The sequence below is a fragment of the Rhizobium sp. FY34 genome (genome assembly GCF_005222845.1).
In the GTDB taxonomy this organism is placed as follows: Bacteria; Pseudomonadota; Alphaproteobacteria; order Rhizobiales; family Rhizobiaceae; genus Neorhizobium.
Map to the genome: position 1 here is coordinate 104501 of NZ_STFZ01000034.1, position 16523 is coordinate 121023.

The following is a 16523-nucleotide window of genomic DNA, read 5'->3' on the forward strand; positions in this document are numbered from 1 at the left end:
CAATATCCGGCGGGGTGTTCCATGCCGCCTGTTCGTGCGGCATTTTTGCGCGACGTCAATTCTGGCCGCAAATCCCTACAAAATTGATAGGTAGCAGCCCTCCGCATTTTTGCCGTACTCGGCTGAAAAGAGCACAAGGGCTTTTCATTCGTGCTCCCCGGCGACAAGAATAGCCGGACTGATTCGAAAGACAGAGGTATTCATGCGTTTCCCCACTCTGTGCGCCGCCGTTCTGGCCGCACTGCTGCCGGGCGCCATTCTTTCCGGCGTGGCACTGGCCCAGACGGCACCGCCGGCTGCACAGCCGCAGGCGCGCCCGCCACAGGCCGCACCGCAGCCGGGCTCGCCCCAGCAGCCGGGAACGGTGCGCGGCAACCATGGTCCGTGGTCGATCCTTTGCGACAAGCCCGCCGGCGCTTCCGTCGAGCAATGCGCGCTGATGCAGAATGTGATTGCCGATGACCGGCCGGAAGTCGGCCTGTCCGTCGTCGTCTTGAAAACCACGGATCGCAAGGCGCGTATCCTGCGCATTCTGGCGCCGCTCGGCGTGCTGTTGAAGGATGGCATGGACCTGTTCGTCGATGGCAATAATATCGGCCGCGCCTATTTCACCCGCTGTTTCTCCGAGGGCTGCTATGTCGAGGTGGAAATCGACGAGGAGCTGATGAAGATCCTTCGGGCTGGAAAGAGCGCCGTCTTTGCTTTGCGCGAATCCAGCGATCAGGACCGCGTCGGCATTCCGATCGAACTCACCGGCTTTGCCTCCGGCTACGACGCGCTTCCCTGATCCGCCAGTCCGCGCCGCCTGCGGGCTTGCTTCGCTGCCGGCGCGGACCTACATCGGGTGACAGAACAATTCGGCCTGGATCTGCGTCTTTGCCCCTCATCCGCCTGCCGGCGCCTTCTCCCCGCAAGCGGGGAGAAGGCACATGAGGCCCGACCTTTGCCAAGTGCAAGCGAACGAGGGATTGCCGTTCCCTCTCCCCGCCTGCGGGGAGAGGGTTAGGGTGAGGGGCGATTTCCAGCCGAACGAAACACGTGTCGCAAGCGGAGCTTGGAACCATGAACACCGACCTGACCAACCTGTTCGATTGCGACGAGACGCGTCTGCGCGACATTCTGGCCAAGGCGCTCAACGGCGCAGATGATGGCGAGCTTTTTCTCGAACATGCCCAGGCGGAATCGCTGACCTTCGACAATGGCCGCCTGAAGGGCGGTTCCTTCAACACCGACCAGGGCTTTGGCCTGCGTGCCGTTGCCGGCGAAGCCGTCGGTTACGCCCATTCCGGCGAGCTTTCAGCCTCGGCGCTGTCTCGCGCTGCTGACGCCGTCACCGCCGTGACGCGCGGCTATTCTGGCACCTATGCCAGCGCCCCGCAGCGCACCAATAAAAAGCTCTATGGCGATGAAAACCCGATCGGTACGCCGAGCTTTGAAGAAAAAGTGGCACTTCTGACTGAAATCGACGCCTATCTTCGCGCCAAAGACCCGCAAGTGCGCCAGGTAACCGCCTCCATTGCCGCCAGCTGGCAGGTGGTCGATATCCTGCGCGCCGATGGCCACCGGGTGCAGGATGTGCGTCCGATGACGCGGCTCAATGTGTCCGTAATCGTTGGCGAGGGCGACCGCCAGGAGAGCGGCTCTTTCGGCACCGGCGGGCGCATTGGCTTTGGCGATTTCATCCGAGCGGACAATTGGCAGGCGGGCGCCGATGAAGCGCTGCGCCAGGCTTTCGTCAATCTGGAAGCCATCGAGGCGCCGGCCGGCACCATGGATGTGGTACTGGGCAATGGCTGGCCGGGCGTTATGCTGCACGAAGCTGTAGGCCACGGGCTGGAAGGCGATTTCAACCGCAAGAAGACATCCGCCTTTGCCGGCCTCCTGGGCGAAATGGTGGCGGCACCGGGCGTCACCGTGGTCGATGATGGCACGATCGACAATCGCCGCGGCTCGATCACTGTCGATGACGAGGGCACGCCATCGGCCTATAACGTGCTGATCGAGAACGGCAAACTGGTCGGCTATATGCAGGACCGCCAGAACGCCCGGCTGATGGGCATGAAGGCGACCGGCAATGGCCGCCGCCAGGGCTATGCTCATCAACCCATGCCGCGCATGACCAATACCTACATGCTTTCCGGGACCCAAACGCCGGAAGAAATCATCGCTTCGGTGAAAAAGGGCATCTATGCCGTCTCCTTCGGCGGCGGCCAGGTGGATATCACATCCGGCAAATTCGTCTTCGGCTGCACGGAAGCTTACATGATCGAGAATGGCAAGATCGGTGCGCCGATCAAGGGCGCCATGCTGATCGGCAACGGCCCGGATGCGATGAAGCGCGTCTCGATGGTCGGCAATGATTCAAAGCTCGATACGGGCATCGGCAATTGCGGCAAAGCTGGCCAGTGGGTGCCGGTCGGCGTCGGCCAGCCACATCTGCGCATGGACCAGGTGACGGTAGGCGGCACCCGGACTTAAGGCGTTAAGAGCGTGTTTCGACCTGATTGGATCAGTTCTGTTGGCCCAAACCGGATGCTATCCAAGGAGAAGGGCGCTCGGTGTAGCCATAGCATACATGGTAAGCCCTTCGACGATGGAGAGCGCCGGTTTCGGCCAACCCTGCGGGCGGCATGAATTTTCGCGATGATCGGCGGCCTTCGTCTCGACCGTACACCGCGGGTATGGCCTTCGACGACGGCCTTGATCCTCACAAAAAATTCCTTGCCGCAGAACGATTCAATCAGGTCGAAACACGCTCTAAGCTATGGCTGAAAATGCGCTCGTGCCCGAACTGGCAGTGACAGACTGGCAGGTCAGCCGCGCCTTTTATCGCGATCTCATTGGCTTTGAGGTTCTCTATGAGCGACCGGAAGACGGCTTCAGCTATTTAACGCTTGGGGCCGCGCAATTGATGATCGACCAGATCGGCACCGGGCGCACCTTTGACATCAAGAATGCGCCCCTGGAAAACCCATTCGGGCGGGGCCTCAACCTGCAGATCCGCGTGCCGGATGTGTCAGCTATTCTGACCCGCCTTGAGACGACAAAAATCCCGCTCTATCTGCCACTTGAGGAAAAATGGTACCGGCGCGACGACCACGAAGTCGGCAATCGCCAGTTCATGGTTGCCGATCCGGATGGCTATCTGCTGCGGCTGTTTGAAGATCTCGGCACGCGCAGCCGGTAAGACTTAAATTGAAAGCGTAACGCTTGCGCTCATGGAAATTTCCATTACTTTTCGGACAAGGAGATTTCGCGATGACATCACTCACCGTCACGATGAAAGGGCAGGTTACGCTGAAGCGGGAATTGCTGCAGCATCTCGGCATCAAACCCGGTGAGCGTGTCGAGTTCGACAAGATGCCGGATGGCGAGCTTCGGGTGAAAGCTGCCCGGCCCGCCGGCAGTATTGACAGTTTCATCGGTCGGCATGCGGGCAAGCAGAAGACGCCGCTCACGATCGAAGAGATGAACGAGATCGCCGCATCCGGATGGGCGGGCGGCTGAGTGAAAATATCCGTCGACACGAATATTCTCGCGCGGGCGGTCCTGCAAGATCACCCGGAACAGGGTGCAACCGCCGCCAAGCTTCTGAAGGAAGCTTCACTGATTGCGATTTCGCTGCCTTGTCTTTGCGAACTGGTGTGGATTTTGCGCCGTGGCGCGAAACTGTCCAAGGACGAAGTCGCCCAGACGCTTCAGGACCTGCTGGCTGCCGGAAACGTTGCAATGAACCGACCCGCCGTCGAGGCCGGACTGGCCGTTCTGCAAGCCGGCGGTGACTTCGCTGACGGCGTGATCGCCTATGAAGGTCAATGGCTGGGCGGCGAAACCTTCGTCTCTTTCGACAGAAAAGCCGTCGAACTGCTGATGGCTCAGGGTCAGGCGGCCAAACTCATCAGTTGTCCTTGATTGCCAAGACGTTCTTCCTGCTCGGCTCGAACCGCCATTTGCGCGCAATCGCTGCCTCGATATCCAGGCCATTGGCATGGGCAAACAGCAGGATATGACCCAGAACATCGGCTGCTTCGTCGCAAAGATCGCGTCGCATTTCCTCTTCGCTGCGGCCTTTCGCCAATGCCCGGCCGCGAACCCGGTTCCAGGCCTGCGTCAACTCGCCCACCTCCTCATGCAGCTTCAGCACATACCAATCCGGATCGCGCGTGACACCGTGGTGATCGACATAGCGGCGGGAGGCCGTTTCGAAATCCTGCATGAGTTGCAACACCATAAAGTTCTTCCTTTGTTCCTGTGCATCTCAGTCTGATTCGACAGTTCTGTCCAGTATTGCTGCGGAATTCTCATTACAGCTTTAGCAAGACTTAACGGTCTTCACGCTAGCGTGAGTTTCATCCCGTTTGGAAAGCGGATTGTTTTGCGCATGAGCGTTACTCTCGATGCCCTATGGCGACGCGCCGTCAGACGCGGACTGATTGCCAGCGGCCTGGAAACGGCCCATCTGCTTGCCCGCATCGGCCTGATGCGGCAGGCACGCGGTCGTGGCGCGATCTTTACGCTGCATCATGTGCGCCCGCAGCAGATTTCCCCCATAGCCCCCAATGCGCATCTGGAAATAACGCCCGAATTCCTCGATCAGGCCATCTTGCAACTTGCCGCCGATGGCTATGATTTCATCCCCCTTGATGCGCTGCCGGCCCGGCTTGCGATGAACACCGCCCGCCCCTTTGCCTGCTTCACACTCGATGATGGCTATCGCAACAATGTCGATTTTGCCCTGCCGGTCTTCGAGCGCCATGGCGTTCCCTGCACCATCTTCGTCAGCGAGGGCTTTGCCGAGCGCCGCGCCACGCTCTGGTGGGAAACGGTAGCGCTGCTTCTGTCGCGGGTCGATAGCCTGCGTTTTGATTTCGGTGCGGGCGAAGAACAGGTATCGGTGGCCTGCCCCAAGCGCAAGCTCGATGCCTTTGACCGGTTTTCGATGTTCGTGCAGGCGGGCGATGAGACCTGCGCCGTCGCATCCATCGATGCGCTGGCGTCAGGCCACGGTATCGACGCCATGGCCATCACCTCGGCGTTGACCATGGACAGCGCAGAGCTTGCCCGGATCTCCACGCATCCGCTGATCTCTCTGGGCGCCCATACGCCCAGCCACCGCGCGCTTGGCCGGTTGACGGAAGAGGTTGCGCGCCGCGAAATGGTCAGCTCCACCGAATGGCTGGAGCAGTTGACCGGGCAGCGACCAAGAACGCTTGCCTATCCCTATGGAACGCGCTGGGCGGTGACGGAGCGCGAGCCCAAGATTGCCCGCGAGCTTGGCTATACGGTGGCCGTAACCACCCAGCCCGGCACCATCTGCGACAGTTCGATCCACGAACTGACCGCCCTGCCGCGCATTTCCCTCAACGGCTATTACCAGACTCCGCGTTATGTCACGGCACTGGCGTCAGGCATTCCCTTTGCCATGAGCGCCGCCTGACCCCTGCCGATGGCCCGCATCGGAGCGCGCTTCAGCCGCCACTCAACGGTTTCCAGAACAGAAACAGACTGTTGGCCGTCTTGCCGCCATGGGCATCCATGAGCTTCAATTCCGACAGAAGCTGAAGGCCTTCGCCTTTCAGCGTCTCGCGGTATTGGTTGACGTCCCGGTATTTGGCGACATAGCCGGATTTATCGTTCAATATCAGATTTTGCGTATGGGACAGCGTGTCGCCCATCAGCACGAAGGCGTTTTCGTGGACATAGCCGGCAATATTCCGGATGAGCTGGTGATATTTGTCGTCGTCGATAATGCAGCTGGTTACCCCCATGCACAAAACGATGTCGAAGGCCCCCTTCTCTTCGGGGATCTCGTCAACGGCGGCCTGGTGAAAGCTCATCCGTTCTTCGCCGGCATAGGTCTGCCGTGCGGCTTCCAGCAGGCCGGGAGACAGGTCGTAGCCGACGACCTTTTCGGTTTTGGGCAGGAGAAGCGCTGTATATTCGCCATTGCCGCAGCCGATATCCAAGCCGGCCTTCATGGCCGGCAGCTTGTCCAGGATGGCCGAAATGAAATGCCGCTTGCGCGCGTAAAAATCGGGCGATGCCAGATGGGAATTGCTTGCGTTCTTCCAGAATAATTCTGATTTTTCCTGATTCGACGTCATAGGATCCCCCTATTTCATCGAATTAGATGATATTAATTTAGTTTGCAGTCAATAAGATGTTCGGCACTGATCAGTTTTCAGGGAGGCAGATCCAGGCCGTGCAAGCTTTCGAGCACGGCCCTTATCACGGGCTTCGGGTTTACGGATACATCCGCGTCTTCGACCAGCCTTCGGCCTCGCCCTCGCGGCGGAATTCCACCCGGTCATGCAGGCGGAAGGGCCGGTCATGCCAGAATTCGATAGAGCTTGGCTCGATGCGAAAGCCCGACCAGTGCGGCGGACGCGGAATATCGCCGATGGCATAGCGGGCGGTATATTCGGCCACGGCCTTTTCCAGCGCAAACCGGCCTTCCAGCGGGCGCGACTGCTTGGACGCCCAGGCACCGATGCGGCTGCCGCGCGGACGCGAGGCATAATATTCGTTGGCCTCTTCGTCAGAGACCACGGTGACCGGGCCGCGCACGCGCACCTGACGGCGCAGGGTCTTCCAGTGAAAGCACATGGCGGCCTTCTTCTGGCCCAGGATTTCCTGTCCCTTGCGGCTCTCGAAATTGGTATAGAAAACGAATCCGCGTTCGTCGAAACCCTTCAGGAGTACCATGCGCACATTGGGCATTCCGTCCGTATCGACCGTGGCAAGCGCCACGGCGTTCGGATCATTGGGTTCGGCGCCTTCCGCATCCTTCAGCCATTGCGCAAACAGGGCGAATGGCTCGTTTTCCTCGGTGAAGTCACCAGTTGTTAACCGATCTTTCGACATATTAGCTAAAATGCTCCCGATCTGCTTGAACGCACCCCGTGGACCCTTTCCGGATTGGACGCAAGGTGGCTCTGACTGCAAAAATAAATAACCGCATCCGACAGCCGCTGTCACTGTTTCCAAAAGCCGCATGTGCCGCTCTTTTCGTGCTCACGGTTTCGGGCTGCACCAGCACGAGTTTCGATTTCTTCGGCAGTTCGCCCAAGGTGGACCGCAGTATCTCGACCGCCACGGTGCCCAAGCGCGCCGATGACACAACATCCGACCAGATCACCGTGCTCAACGCCGTGACCTCTGCCGATATCGTGCGGCTGGCCGGCGCTCCCCTTCCCTGGGCCAATACATCGACGGGCAGTGCCGGGGTGATTTCCGGTATTTCCGAGATGCCGGTTAACAATACCGTGTGCCGAAACTTCGTCACGACCCGCCATTCCTATGACGGGATTACCCGCGTCAAAGGTCGTGCCTGCCTGGTTCAGACCGATCAGTGGGCAATGCTCTCTTTCGAGCCGGAGATTCAGTGATTACCCTCCGGTAAGCTTAATTTTACTTTCCGCTTTCGATTAAAAGCATCTTTAGAGACTGCCGCGCTAAGCTCCTCCCATATAAGCGGTGGCCGTCTCCGATCCTCCTTGCGGGAACCGGACGGCAACAGCGAGAGTTGTTCGTCCATGGCAGACTCCACTTACAAAGGGATCTGCTCCGGCAAGAGTAATCGGTGACGGTATTATGCGCGATCCCTATTCCCTTCTTGGCGTCAAGAAAGACGCTGGAGCCGACGAGATCAAGGCCGCGTGGCGGTCCAAGGCGAAATCGCTCCATCCAGACCATAATCAGGACGACCCCAGCGCCACCAAGCGGTTCGCCGAGGTGGGCCAGGCCTATGAAGTGCTGAAGGATCCGGATCGCCGCCGCCGCTATGACACGGCCCGCGAAACGCACCAGACCATCATGCAGCAACGCGAGGCAACCCGGCAGGCGGAGGAACGCGCCAAGGCGGCCCGCGCCAATGCGGAAAAGGTGATGGAGGAACTGGCACGCGCCAATGCGCAGCGTGCCCAGGCGCAGGCAAGCGCCACAGCCAGTGCCAATGCAGGCTCAACCTCCGGCGCCGGCCAGGCAAAGGGCGAGAGCCCCGAGGACATGGTGGACCGCATCTTCGGCACCGCATCGGCAACATCCGGCGGTACGAAACCCAGCCCGGAACAGCGGCAGGCCAGTGCTTCGGGACAAGCCCAGGGCCAGAGCCAGAGTCAGGCCCAGACGGGCAGCGAGGCCGGTGCAAAACCCGAGTCAAAGCCCGAGGCTGCGGCTGCGGCTGCAAAGCCAGCCCCGCCATTGCCGTTGCAGGCTATCGAACTGATCGGCACCCTGTTGCGGCGCATCCGTGGTGAAAGCCCTCCCCCGGAAAAGGCGCCGGATCTGCTGGCCACCGCCAAGGCGACGCTGGATGACATGCTGACGCTCAACGTGCTGACCGTGACCCTGTCAGACGAACGGGAAATCCGCCTGCCGCTGGAAGCTGGCATGACGGATGGGCAGGAAATCCGACTGAAGGGCCAGGGTCTGCGCCTGCAGGGCATGCAGCGCGGCGATCTGGTCGTGACGCTGCGCATAACGCGTGATCCGCGTTTCGTGGTGGAAGGCCACGACCTGCACACCGTGCTGTCGATTTCGCTCGAGGATGCGGTTCTGGGCGGCGAACATGAAGTGGAAACGCCGGGCGGCAAGGTGCCGGTCTCGGTGCCCGCCTGGTCCGGCTCCGACCAATCGCTGACGGTTCCCGGCCTTGGTCTTTTGAAGGAGGATGGCGAACGCGGCGACCTCATCGTCGAATTGCGTGTAATCCTTTGGGAAAAGCCGGATGAGAAAATCGTTGATCTGATGCGTCATATGCGTCACGGCCTGTTCGTATGACGCTTTTGCGACATTATCCCCACTTCGCACCCAATGTTACGGATGCTTACATGAGATGATCCCCGTCCTGCTTGAACGCCGGGACAGGCTATGCCATAGGCAACCCTCGTCTTTTATGTCTCAGAGGATAGAGTATGGCTCAGGCAACCGGCCTTATGGCAGGCAAACGCGGCATCATCATGGGTGTTGCGAACAACCGCTCGATCGCTTGGGGTATTGCCAAAGCCATCCACCAGCATGGCGGCGAAGTGGCTTTCACCTATCAGGGCGACGCTCTGAAGAAGCGCGTCGAGCCGCTGGCTGCTGAAATCGGCGCCACGCTTGCCGGTCACTGTGATGTTTCCGATGAAGCCTCGATCGATGCCGTGTTTGCCGAAATCGAGCAGCGCTGGGGCAAGATCGACTTTCTCGTGCATGCCATCGGCTTTTCCGACAAGGACGAGCTGACCGGCCGCTACATCGACACATCGGCCGACAATTTCGCCAAGACCATGCAGATTTCCGTCTATTCCTTCACCTCGGTTGCCCGGCGTGCGGAAAAGCTGATGACCGATGGTGGCGCCATGCTGACGCTGACCTATTACGGCGCCGAGAAGGTCATGCCGAACTACAACGTCATGGGTGTTGCCAAGGCGGCTCTCGAAGCCAGTGTCAAGTATATGGCGGTTGACCTCGGCCCGAAGAATATCCGCGTCAACGCGATCTCCGCCGGCCCGATCAAGACGCTTGCCGCGTCCGGCATCGGTGATTTCCGTTATATTCTCAAGTGGAACGAATATAATGCGCCCCTGCGTCGCACCGTGACCATCGAGGATGTCGGCGATGTCGGCCTCTACATGCTTTCCGACCTGTCGCGCTCGGTGACCGGCGAAGTGCACCACGCCGATAGCGGATACCATGTCATCGGCATGAAGGCCGTAGACGCTCCCGATATCTCGGTCGTCAAGGACTGACCGGAACCGAAAAGGCCAAGATGCCGTGCTCATCTATATGATCCGCCACGGACAGACTGACTGGAATGCCGAAGGTCGCCTTCAGGGCCAGAAGGATATCGGCCTCAACGATACCGGCCGCGCCCAGGCGCGGCTGAATGGCGAGGCGCTGTCGCGGCTCGTCGCGGACAAGGTGACGGATTTCGATTTCGTCGCCTCCCCCCTGTCGCGCACCCGCGAAACGATGGAACTGGCGCGTGGCGCCATGGGTCTTGACCCGAAAGACTATCGCACCGACGAGCGGCTGGTCGAACTGTCCTTCGGTGACTGGGAGGGGCATACGCTGGATGATATCCGCGCCATTTCACCCGAACGCCTGAAAATGCGCTCACGCCAGAAATGGGGATTTATCCCGCCCGGCCCGTTTGCGGAAAGCTATGAAATCCTGTCCTGGCGGGTGGGCGCCTGGCTGCAATCGGTGGAACAGCCCACGATATGCGTCAGCCATGGAGGCGTGGTTCGCTCGGTTTTGAAGCTCATTGGTGGCTGGAGCGAAAAGGATGCCGCCAAATGCGATATTCATCAGGACCGCGTCCTGATCATCGAACGCGACAATAGCCGCGCTGAATGGCTCTGACCCTATACACAGCCGTGTAGAGCCGCTTGAACCATGGCTTTACTGGACGACCTGCAGGTCATCGACAATGCGATTTCCATCCACGACCGTATAGAAGACGACAACCTTGACGCCCGATGCCAGGCCATCGAAGTTGAACTCTTCCGGCAGCTTATACAACTTGCCGTCATCCAGCGTCAGGCTGAGCTTCTTGACATCGATCGATTTGATCGTCGCTTCGACATCCACGCTCTGTGCCAGGCTGGACAGGGGCGAAAGCAGGCTCGCAGTGGCCAGGAGGGCGGCAATCAGGATACGCATCGAAAAGCTTCCATAAAGTGATCGAGTATTTTGTTTCGCAAGGGTTTTTGCTTTCCGATTGTGGCGAAATTCGCCCCGTGGCGTGACAAATTTTTATCAAATCATGAAGCAGATCTTAACCTTTTTCAACTGGGTTGACGTAGCGACTGCTCAAGCCCGCTGCACCACAAACAAATGCTCGCCAACCCTAAGAAATCCTAGAGTAAATCGTGGGGGTATATTCAATCGTAAATTAACTACCGCCACCTAGGGTGGCCTCATCAGATGCAATTTAGAGAGAAGGCGTGCGCGCTTGCTACCCTGGCTATCTTCCAAATGGCACATGGACCAAGCGCAGCGACAATGGCGACTGCCCGTCGCCGTGGCGACGGCAATCGCGCTTGTGGTCATTCTGCTTGGAGTGGCGCTTGACCAGCAGCGCGCCAGTACGCATCGCCAGATCGTGCGCGAAACGGCCGAGAGCACGATGAACATGCTGTTGCAGCGCATCGTCAGCCGGCTTCAGGGTGACGTGCTGATTGCCGATCACCTGGCAACTCTTTTCCAGCATGCCGCAGACTATACACCGGAACGGTTCGCCGATCAGGCCAGGGAGGTTCTGGCCCGCAATCCGCATACGCTCGCCGTAGCGATCGCGCCTGACAACCAGCTGGCGCAGCTCATCACCCGTGCCGACATGTCGCCTGGCGCTGCGACAGGTGCGCTGGCCATGCCGCGCATCGATCTGAACATACTGAAGCAGCGCCTTGCCACCGCCCCTTTTTCCGATCTGAACCTGATGATGCAGGGCGCAACGGATGGAACGATGACGCTTGCCATTCCCATTCAAAACGGCAGCAGTGCCTGGGGCTCTCTGGCGCTGGTTATCGATCAGAAGCGTTTTCTGGCCGAAATGGGCATCAATCCCGGCCAATCGACCGTCAGCATGCGCGAAATGCCCGGTGATGACTGGCTGCATGTCGCCATCCGCAATGTGGGCGACACCGAGACATCCATGGTCACCGGCCAGGAGAATATCCAGGATCACACCCCGCTCAGCACGACGCTTGCCATTGCCGGCGGGCGCTGGGAAGTGATGGCCGCGCCGCGCGAGGGCTGGGATGCCCTGCCGATGGACCAGACTACGTTCCGGCTGATGCTGATTGCCGCCGGACTTGCCGTCATCGTGCCGATTTTCATCGCCAGCATTCTGATTGCCGAGCGCAACCGCCATATCGATATGCTCAAGGCACGCGAAGCCAATCTGGTGGAACTGTCGCAGCGCTTCAACCTGGCCATGGAAACCTCGCGCATCGGCATATGGGAAGTTGCAGATGACAACCACCTGACCTGGGATAGCCGCGCATCCACTCTGCACGGCCAATCGAGCGACGCCCAGGAAAGCCGGCTGGAGGACTGGTTGCGCGCGGTGCATCCCGACGACGTGGACGTGGCGGAGGCCTTCTTCTTCACCTGCATCTGCTCGTCCGATCCCTGCAGCCAGGTCTATCGGGTACGCCTTGCCGATGGCCAGGTTCGCTATCTGCGCTCGGCCGGCGCCAGCTATCGCAGCCCGGATGGCAGCACCCGCACCACCGGCATCGTCTGGGACATCACGTCCGACATGATGGTCAACCAGACCCTGCGCGATGCCAAAGAAAACAGCGACATCAAGAATGCCGAGCTGGAACTGGCGCTGGACGAATTGTCCAACCGCGAGCAGGAGCTGGAGGAATTGTCGAGCCGGCTCGATCTGGCACTCGCCTCCTACAATTGCGGCACATGGGAATCCACGCCGCATACGCGCACGGAAATCTGGGATGCGCGCATGTGCCAGCTCTATGGCATCGTCTATTCGCCAAAGCCGGTCACCACAGAGCGCTGGCTGAGCATGATCCACCCGGAAGACCGGATGCTGGCCCAGCGCATATCGCCGAACTTTCCGACATCCATGAAGGAATCGCTGACCGTGCGCGTGCCGCAGCCCGATGGCAGCCTGCGCTATGTCCGCTCCATCGGCAAGGCACATACGATGCGCGACGGATCGACCAAGATCGTCGGCATTGCCTTCGACGTGACGGAAGACATGCAGCTGACACAGCAGTTGCAGGTGGCAAAGCTGGATGCCGAAGCCAAGAATGTCGAACTGGAACTGGCCAAGCGTCGTATCGAGCACAATGCCCTGCATGATCCGCTGACGCTGCTGGCCAATCGTCGCAAGCTCGATCTGGAACTCGACAGCCTGTCACGCGACAGTCGCAGCGAACGCCAGCAGGTCTCCATCCTGCATCTCGATCTCGATCGTTTCAAGCAGATCAACGATACGCTGGGCCATGCCGCCGGCGATGCCATGTTGAACCATGTGGCGCAGATCCTGACGCGCACGGTGCGCAGCAGTGATGTCGTGGCGCGCATCGGTGGCGACGAATTCGTCATTCTGGTGCGCAACAGTTGCAGTGCCGACGAAATGGCGGAACTTGCCGGACGCATTGTCGTGGAATTGCGCCAGCCGCTCAATTTCGACGGCTTTTCCTGTCGCTGCGGCGTATCGATCGGCATTGCTCAAGCCAGCGGCATGAGCATAGACGGGCGCAAGATGCTGGTGAATGCCGATATTGCGCTGTACCGGGCCAAGGCGCTGGGGCGCAACCGCTATGAGTTCTTCACGCAGAACCTGCAGGCGGAAGTGATCAACCACAAACGCACCGCCGACGAACTGCTGACGGCGATCGATGAAAACCAGTTCGTGACCTGGTACCAGCCGCAATTCTGCGCCGAAAGCATGGCGCTGACGGGCGTCGAGGCGCTGATCCGCTGGGACCATCCGCATCGCGGCATCCTGGCGCCCGATGCCTTCCTGAAGATCGCCGAAGACCTGAATGTTTCGGCCACGCTCGACCAGATCGTGCTGGAAACCGTGCTCAAGGACCAGATGCGCTGGGCCGCCTCCGGCATCGAAGTGCCGAAGGTTTCGGTGAATGTCTCCTCCAAGCGGCTGAACGACGAGAGCCTGATCGAAACCTTGAAGACGCTGGCCATCACACCGGGCAGAATCGCCTTCGAACTGGTGGAATCAATTTTCCTCGATGAGAGCGAGGACGTGGTGACCGACAATCTGGAGCGCATCAAGGCGCTGGGCATCGATATCGAGATCGATGATTTCGGCACCGGCCACACGTCCATCGTCAGCCTGCTGAAACTGAAGCCGAAGCGGCTGAAGATCGACCGCCAGCTGGTGATGCCGATCATCACATCGCCGCAGGAACGCGCGCTGGTGCGCTCCATCATCGAGATCGCCAAGTCGCTGGGCGTGGAAACCGTAGCGGAAGGCGTGGAAACCATGCAGCACGCCATGCTGCTGCGGGAACTGGGCTGCGACCTTTTGCAGGGCTATGCCTTTGCCCGGCCCCTGCCCTTTACCGATTTCACTGCAGCGGCAAGGGCTGGCTTCCGCAATGCCGCCTGACGGCCGGTGCCTGTAGTGACGACTTTACGCAGACAGACTGTTCAGTGCCCGCGCCCATCGGCCACATAAAAAGGGCTTTCCACCACGCCCGCTTTTCCACTATGACAGACCCGCTTCACGTCCAGGCGGCGCGCCGCCCAACGGTCAGGTCTTATGTCGCACAATACATTCGGTCATCTTTTCCGCGTCACCACCTGGGGTGAAAGCCATGGACCCGCACTGGGCTGCGTGGTGGACGGTTGCCCTCCGGGCATTCGTTTCACGCTGGACGAAATCCAGTCCTATATGGACAAGCGCAAGCCCGGCCAGTCGCGTTTCGTTACGCAAAGGCGCGAGGATGATATCGTCAAGGTTCTGTCCGGCGTGATGCTGGACGAGGACGGTGTGACGATGACGACGACCGGAACGCCGATTTCCATGCTGATCGACAATACCGACCAGCGTTCCAAGGATTATGGCGAGATTGCCAAGCGCTACCGTCCCGGCCATGCCGATTACGCCTATGACGTGAAATATGGTATTCGCGATTATCGTGGCGGCGGGCGTTCATCGGCGCGCGAAACTGCTGCTCGCGTCGCAGCTGGCGCACTGGCCCGTAAGGTCCTGCCGGGCGTCACCGTGCGTGCCGCCCTCACCCAGATCGGCAAGCACCGTATCAACCGCGCCAACTGGGATTGGGCGCAGATCAACGAGAACCCGTTCTTCTGCCCGGATGCCGAGATGGTTCCCGTCTGGGAAGACTATCTCGACGGCATACGCAAAGCGGGCTCCTCCATCGGCGCCGTGATCGAAGTGGTCGCCGAAAACGTGCCGGCCGGCCTTGGCGCGCCGATCTATTCCAAACTCGACCAGGACATTGCCTCGCTGCTGATGTCGATCAATGCGGTGAAGGGCGTCGAAATCGGCGACGGCTTCCAGTCGGCCGAGCTTTCCGGCGAGGAAAATGCCGACGAGATGCGCATGGGCAATGACGGCCAGCCGCTGTTTCTGTCCAATCATGCGGGCGGCCTGCTCGGCGGCATTTCCACCGGCCAGCCGATCGTCGCGCGCTTTGCGGTCAAGCCCACATCCTCGATTCTCACCGAACGCCAGTCGATCGATTCCAGCGGCAACAATGTCGATGTGCGCACCAAGGGGCGCCACGACCCCTGCGTCGGCATTCGCGCCGCACCCATCGGCGAGGCCATGGTTGCCTGCGCGCTGGCCGACCACTACTTGAGAGATCGCGGCCAGACAGGCCGGCAGAGATAACAGGCCGCCAGAGACGACAGCCCGACAGAGACAAGAAGCGTCAACGATAGGATGAAATTGCCCATGCCGTTCGATCAGAAGCGCGTCGTTGACGCCATCCGGGCCTTTGAAGCCGGCCAGATCATTGTCGTGACCGATGATGACGACCGCGAGAACGAAGGCGATCTCATCGTCGCCGCCGTGCACTGCACGGCCGAGAAAATGGCCTTCATCGTGCGCCACACATCCGGCATCGTCTGCACGCCCATGCCGCGCGAGGAGGCCAAGCGCCTGAACCTCAATGCCATGGTGGCGGAAAACGACAGCGCCCATACGACCGCCTTTACCGTCAGCGTCGATTTCAAGCATGGCACGACGACCGGAATTTCCGCCGATGACCGCACGCTGACGGTGCGCAATCTGGCCAACCCGAATGTCGGTGCCTCGGATTTCGTGCGCCCCGGCCATATTTTTCCGCTGATTGCCCGCGAAGGCGGCGTGCTGATGCGCTCGGGCCATACGGAAGCGGCCGTCGATCTGTGCAAACTGGCTAATCTGCCGCAGATCGGCGTGATCAGCGAGCTGGTGAATGACGACGGCACCGTGATGCGCGGACCCCAGGTGGCCGCCTTTGCCGAACAGCACGGCCTGCTACAGCTCTCCGTTGCCGATCTCATCGCCTATCGCCAGCGCAAGGAAACCCTGATCGAGCTGCAATCGAGCTTCGATATCGAAACGCCCGCCGGCCAGGCCCTGGCGCATGCCTATTCGCTACCCTGGGACCCGATGCAGCATCTGGCGGTGATTTTCGGCGATATTCGCGATGGCGTCGATATTCCGGTGCGCCTGCAGCTGGAAAATGTCGCCAAGGATGTGTTCGGCGAGCAGCGTTCCATCGAACGCTACATGAAGAAGATCGCCGAAAGCGGTCGCGGCGTCATCATCTACCTGCGCGAAGGGTCCGTCGGCGTTGGCCAGAAGGGCAATAACCGCAGGGCACGCATGGGCGTGGAAGATCATGGCAATGCGCAGAGCCGCGAAAGCGAATGGCTGGAAATCGGCCTTGGCGCACAGATCCTGAAAGATCTCGGCGTCACCTCGATCCGCCTTTTCTCGTCTCGCGAACGCCATTACGTCGGTCTTGAAGGCTTTGGTATCAAGATCAGCTCGACCGAGATTGTTTGAGACCCGCAGGCGG

General features: G+C 60.0%; 17 protein-coding genes. 13 read left to right on the forward strand and 4 right to left on the reverse strand.

Going from position 1 to position 16523, the window contains the following annotated elements:
- Nucleotides 1–202: 202 nt before the first annotated feature.
- The 5 genes from E8M77_RS19535 to E8M77_RS19555 all read left to right on the forward strand — a co-directional run bounded on the left by E8M77_RS19535 (nucleotide 203) and on the right by E8M77_RS19555 (nucleotide 3912).
- The gene (locus E8M77_RS19535; RefSeq protein ID WP_137132301.1) at nucleotides 203–787 is read left to right on the forward strand and encodes an invasion associated locus B family protein; all 585 of its coding nucleotides are present in this window, start codon (nucleotides 203–205) and stop codon (nucleotides 785–787) included.
- 275 nt (nucleotides 788–1062) lie between these two features.
- On the forward strand, nucleotides 1063–2478 hold the full coding sequence (gene tldD, locus E8M77_RS19540) for a metalloprotease TldD (protein WP_137132302.1): 1416 nt from the start codon (nucleotides 1063–1065) through the stop codon (nucleotides 2476–2478).
- Nucleotides 2479–2764: 286 nt separating this feature from the next.
- Nucleotides 2765–3187, forward strand: a complete 423-nt coding sequence (locus E8M77_RS19545) for a VOC family protein (RefSeq protein WP_137132303.1) — start codon at nucleotides 2765–2767, stop codon at nucleotides 3185–3187.
- Nucleotides 3188–3258: 71 nt separating this feature from the next.
- Complete coding sequence (locus E8M77_RS19550) at nucleotides 3259–3507, forward strand: AbrB/MazE/SpoVT family DNA-binding domain-containing protein (protein ID WP_137132304.1); 249 nt, start codon at nucleotides 3259–3261, stop codon at nucleotides 3505–3507.
- Complete coding sequence (locus tag E8M77_RS19555; RefSeq protein ID WP_137132305.1) at nucleotides 3508–3912, forward strand: type II toxin-antitoxin system VapC family toxin; 405 nt, start codon at nucleotides 3508–3510, stop codon at nucleotides 3910–3912.
- Here the strand turns inward: E8M77_RS19555 and E8M77_RS19560 are convergent.
- Nucleotides 3899–4231, reverse strand: coding sequence for a MazG nucleotide pyrophosphohydrolase domain-containing protein (locus E8M77_RS19560; RefSeq protein ID WP_137132306.1), 333 nt, complete (start codon nucleotides 4229–4231; stop codon nucleotides 3899–3901). The genes E8M77_RS19555 and E8M77_RS19560 overlap by 14 nt on opposite strands.
- A gap of 150 nt (nucleotides 4232–4381) precedes the next feature.
- Here E8M77_RS19560 and E8M77_RS19565 point away from each other — a divergent pair, with 150 nt between their 5' ends.
- The gene (locus E8M77_RS19565; protein ID WP_137132307.1) at nucleotides 4382–5437 is read left to right on the forward strand and encodes a polysaccharide deacetylase family protein; all 1056 of its coding nucleotides are present in this window, start codon (nucleotides 4382–4384) and stop codon (nucleotides 5435–5437) included.
- A 31-nt stretch (nucleotides 5438–5468) separates the two neighbouring features.
- On the opposite strand, the gene E8M77_RS19570 is transcribed toward E8M77_RS19565, so the two are convergent.
- The gene (locus E8M77_RS19570) at nucleotides 5469–6104 is read right to left on the reverse strand and encodes a class I SAM-dependent methyltransferase (protein WP_137132308.1); all 636 of its coding nucleotides are present in this window, start codon (nucleotides 6102–6104) and stop codon (nucleotides 5469–5471) included.
- Between the two features lie 139 nt (nucleotides 6105–6243).
- The gene (gene pdxH / locus E8M77_RS19575) at nucleotides 6244–6864 is read right to left on the reverse strand and encodes a pyridoxamine 5'-phosphate oxidase (RefSeq protein WP_137132309.1); all 621 of its coding nucleotides are present in this window, start codon (nucleotides 6862–6864) and stop codon (nucleotides 6244–6246) included.
- A 146-nt stretch (nucleotides 6865–7010) separates the two neighbouring features.
- Between pdxH and E8M77_RS19580 the strand changes: the two genes are divergently transcribed.
- From E8M77_RS19580 to E8M77_RS19595, 4 genes are all read left to right on the forward strand, one after another.
- Nucleotides 7011–7388 (forward strand): RT0821/Lpp0805 family surface protein, encoded by a 378-nt coding sequence (locus tag E8M77_RS19580; RefSeq protein ID WP_137132310.1) that lies wholly within the window; start codon nucleotides 7011–7013, stop codon nucleotides 7386–7388.
- Between the two features lie 205 nt (nucleotides 7389–7593).
- The gene (locus tag E8M77_RS19585) at nucleotides 7594–8781 is read left to right on the forward strand and encodes a DnaJ C-terminal domain-containing protein (RefSeq protein ID WP_137132311.1); all 1188 of its coding nucleotides are present in this window, start codon (nucleotides 7594–7596) and stop codon (nucleotides 8779–8781) included.
- A 134-nt stretch (nucleotides 8782–8915) separates the two neighbouring features.
- Nucleotides 8916–9734: an enoyl-ACP reductase FabI gene (gene fabI / locus E8M77_RS19590; RefSeq protein WP_137132312.1), complete on the forward strand. Its 819-nt coding sequence runs from the start codon at nucleotides 8916–8918 to the stop codon at nucleotides 9732–9734.
- A 25-nt stretch (nucleotides 9735–9759) separates the two neighbouring features.
- Nucleotides 9760–10350 carry a histidine phosphatase family protein gene (locus tag E8M77_RS19595; RefSeq protein ID WP_137132313.1) on the forward strand — a complete coding sequence of 197 codons (591 nt, stop codon included), beginning with the start codon at nucleotides 9760–9762 and terminating at the stop codon, nucleotides 10348–10350.
- A 39-nt stretch (nucleotides 10351–10389) separates the two neighbouring features.
- Here E8M77_RS19595 and E8M77_RS19600 read toward each other — a convergent pair whose 3' ends face one another.
- Nucleotides 10390–10650, reverse strand: a complete 261-nt coding sequence (locus E8M77_RS19600) for a DUF1344 domain-containing protein (RefSeq protein ID WP_137132314.1) — start codon at nucleotides 10648–10650, stop codon at nucleotides 10390–10392.
- Between the two features lie 322 nt (nucleotides 10651–10972).
- Here E8M77_RS19600 and E8M77_RS19605 point away from each other — a divergent pair, with 322 nt between their 5' ends.
- From E8M77_RS19605 to ribB, 3 genes are all read left to right on the forward strand, one after another.
- A complete protein-coding gene (locus tag E8M77_RS19605; protein ID WP_137132315.1) occupies nucleotides 10973–14095 on the forward strand; it encodes an EAL domain-containing protein in 3123 nt (1040 codons plus the stop codon).
- 153 nt (nucleotides 14096–14248) lie between these two features.
- Nucleotides 14249–15346, forward strand: a complete 1098-nt coding sequence (aroC, locus tag E8M77_RS19610; protein WP_137132316.1) for a chorismate synthase — start codon at nucleotides 14249–14251, stop codon at nucleotides 15344–15346.
- A gap of 63 nt (nucleotides 15347–15409) precedes the next feature.
- The gene (gene ribB / locus E8M77_RS19615; RefSeq protein ID WP_137132317.1) at nucleotides 15410–16510 is read left to right on the forward strand and encodes a 3,4-dihydroxy-2-butanone-4-phosphate synthase; all 1101 of its coding nucleotides are present in this window, start codon (nucleotides 15410–15412) and stop codon (nucleotides 16508–16510) included.
- Nucleotides 16511–16523 lie beyond the last annotated feature (13 nt).

What these genes read in the sequence shown, in the direction of transcription:
- E8M77_RS19535 (WP_137132301.1), top strand. Translation starts at nt 203, where the DNA reads ATGCGTTTCCCCACTCTGTGCGCCGCCGTTCTGGCCGCACTGCTGCCG.
- tldD (WP_137132302.1), top strand. Translation starts at nt 1,063, where the DNA reads ATGAACACCGACCTGACCAACCTGTTCGATTGCGACGAGACGCGTCTG.
- E8M77_RS19545 (WP_137132303.1), top strand. Translation starts at nt 2,765, where the DNA reads ATGGCTGAAAATGCGCTCGTGCCCGAACTGGCAGTGACAGACTGGCAG.
- E8M77_RS19550 (WP_137132304.1), top strand. Translation starts at nt 3,259, where the DNA reads ATGACATCACTCACCGTCACGATGAAAGGGCAGGTTACGCTGAAGCGG.
- E8M77_RS19560 (WP_137132306.1), bottom strand. Translation starts at nt 4,231, where the DNA reads ATGGTGTTGCAACTCATGCAGGATTTCGAAACGGCCTCCCGCCGCTAT.
- E8M77_RS19565 (WP_137132307.1), top strand. Translation starts at nt 4,382, where the DNA reads ATGAGCGTTACTCTCGATGCCCTATGGCGACGCGCCGTCAGACGCGGA.
- E8M77_RS19570 (WP_137132308.1), bottom strand. Translation starts at nt 6,104, where the DNA reads ATGACGTCGAATCAGGAAAAATCAGAATTATTCTGGAAGAACGCAAGC.
- pdxH (WP_137132309.1), bottom strand. Translation starts at nt 6,864, where the DNA reads ATGTCGAAAGATCGGTTAACAACTGGTGACTTCACCGAGGAAAACGAG.
- E8M77_RS19585 (WP_137132311.1), top strand. Translation starts at nt 7,594, where the DNA reads ATGCGCGATCCCTATTCCCTTCTTGGCGTCAAGAAAGACGCTGGAGCC.
- fabI (WP_137132312.1), top strand. Translation starts at nt 8,916, where the DNA reads ATGGCTCAGGCAACCGGCCTTATGGCAGGCAAACGCGGCATCATCATG.
- E8M77_RS19600 (WP_137132314.1), bottom strand. Translation starts at nt 10,650, where the DNA reads ATGCGTATCCTGATTGCCGCCCTCCTGGCCACTGCGAGCCTGCTTTCG.
- E8M77_RS19605 (WP_137132315.1), top strand. Translation starts at nt 10,973, where the DNA reads ATGGACCAAGCGCAGCGACAATGGCGACTGCCCGTCGCCGTGGCGACG.
- aroC (WP_137132316.1), top strand. Translation starts at nt 14,249, where the DNA reads ATGTCGCACAATACATTCGGTCATCTTTTCCGCGTCACCACCTGGGGT.
- ribB (WP_137132317.1), top strand. Translation starts at nt 15,410, where the DNA reads ATGCCGTTCGATCAGAAGCGCGTCGTTGACGCCATCCGGGCCTTTGAA.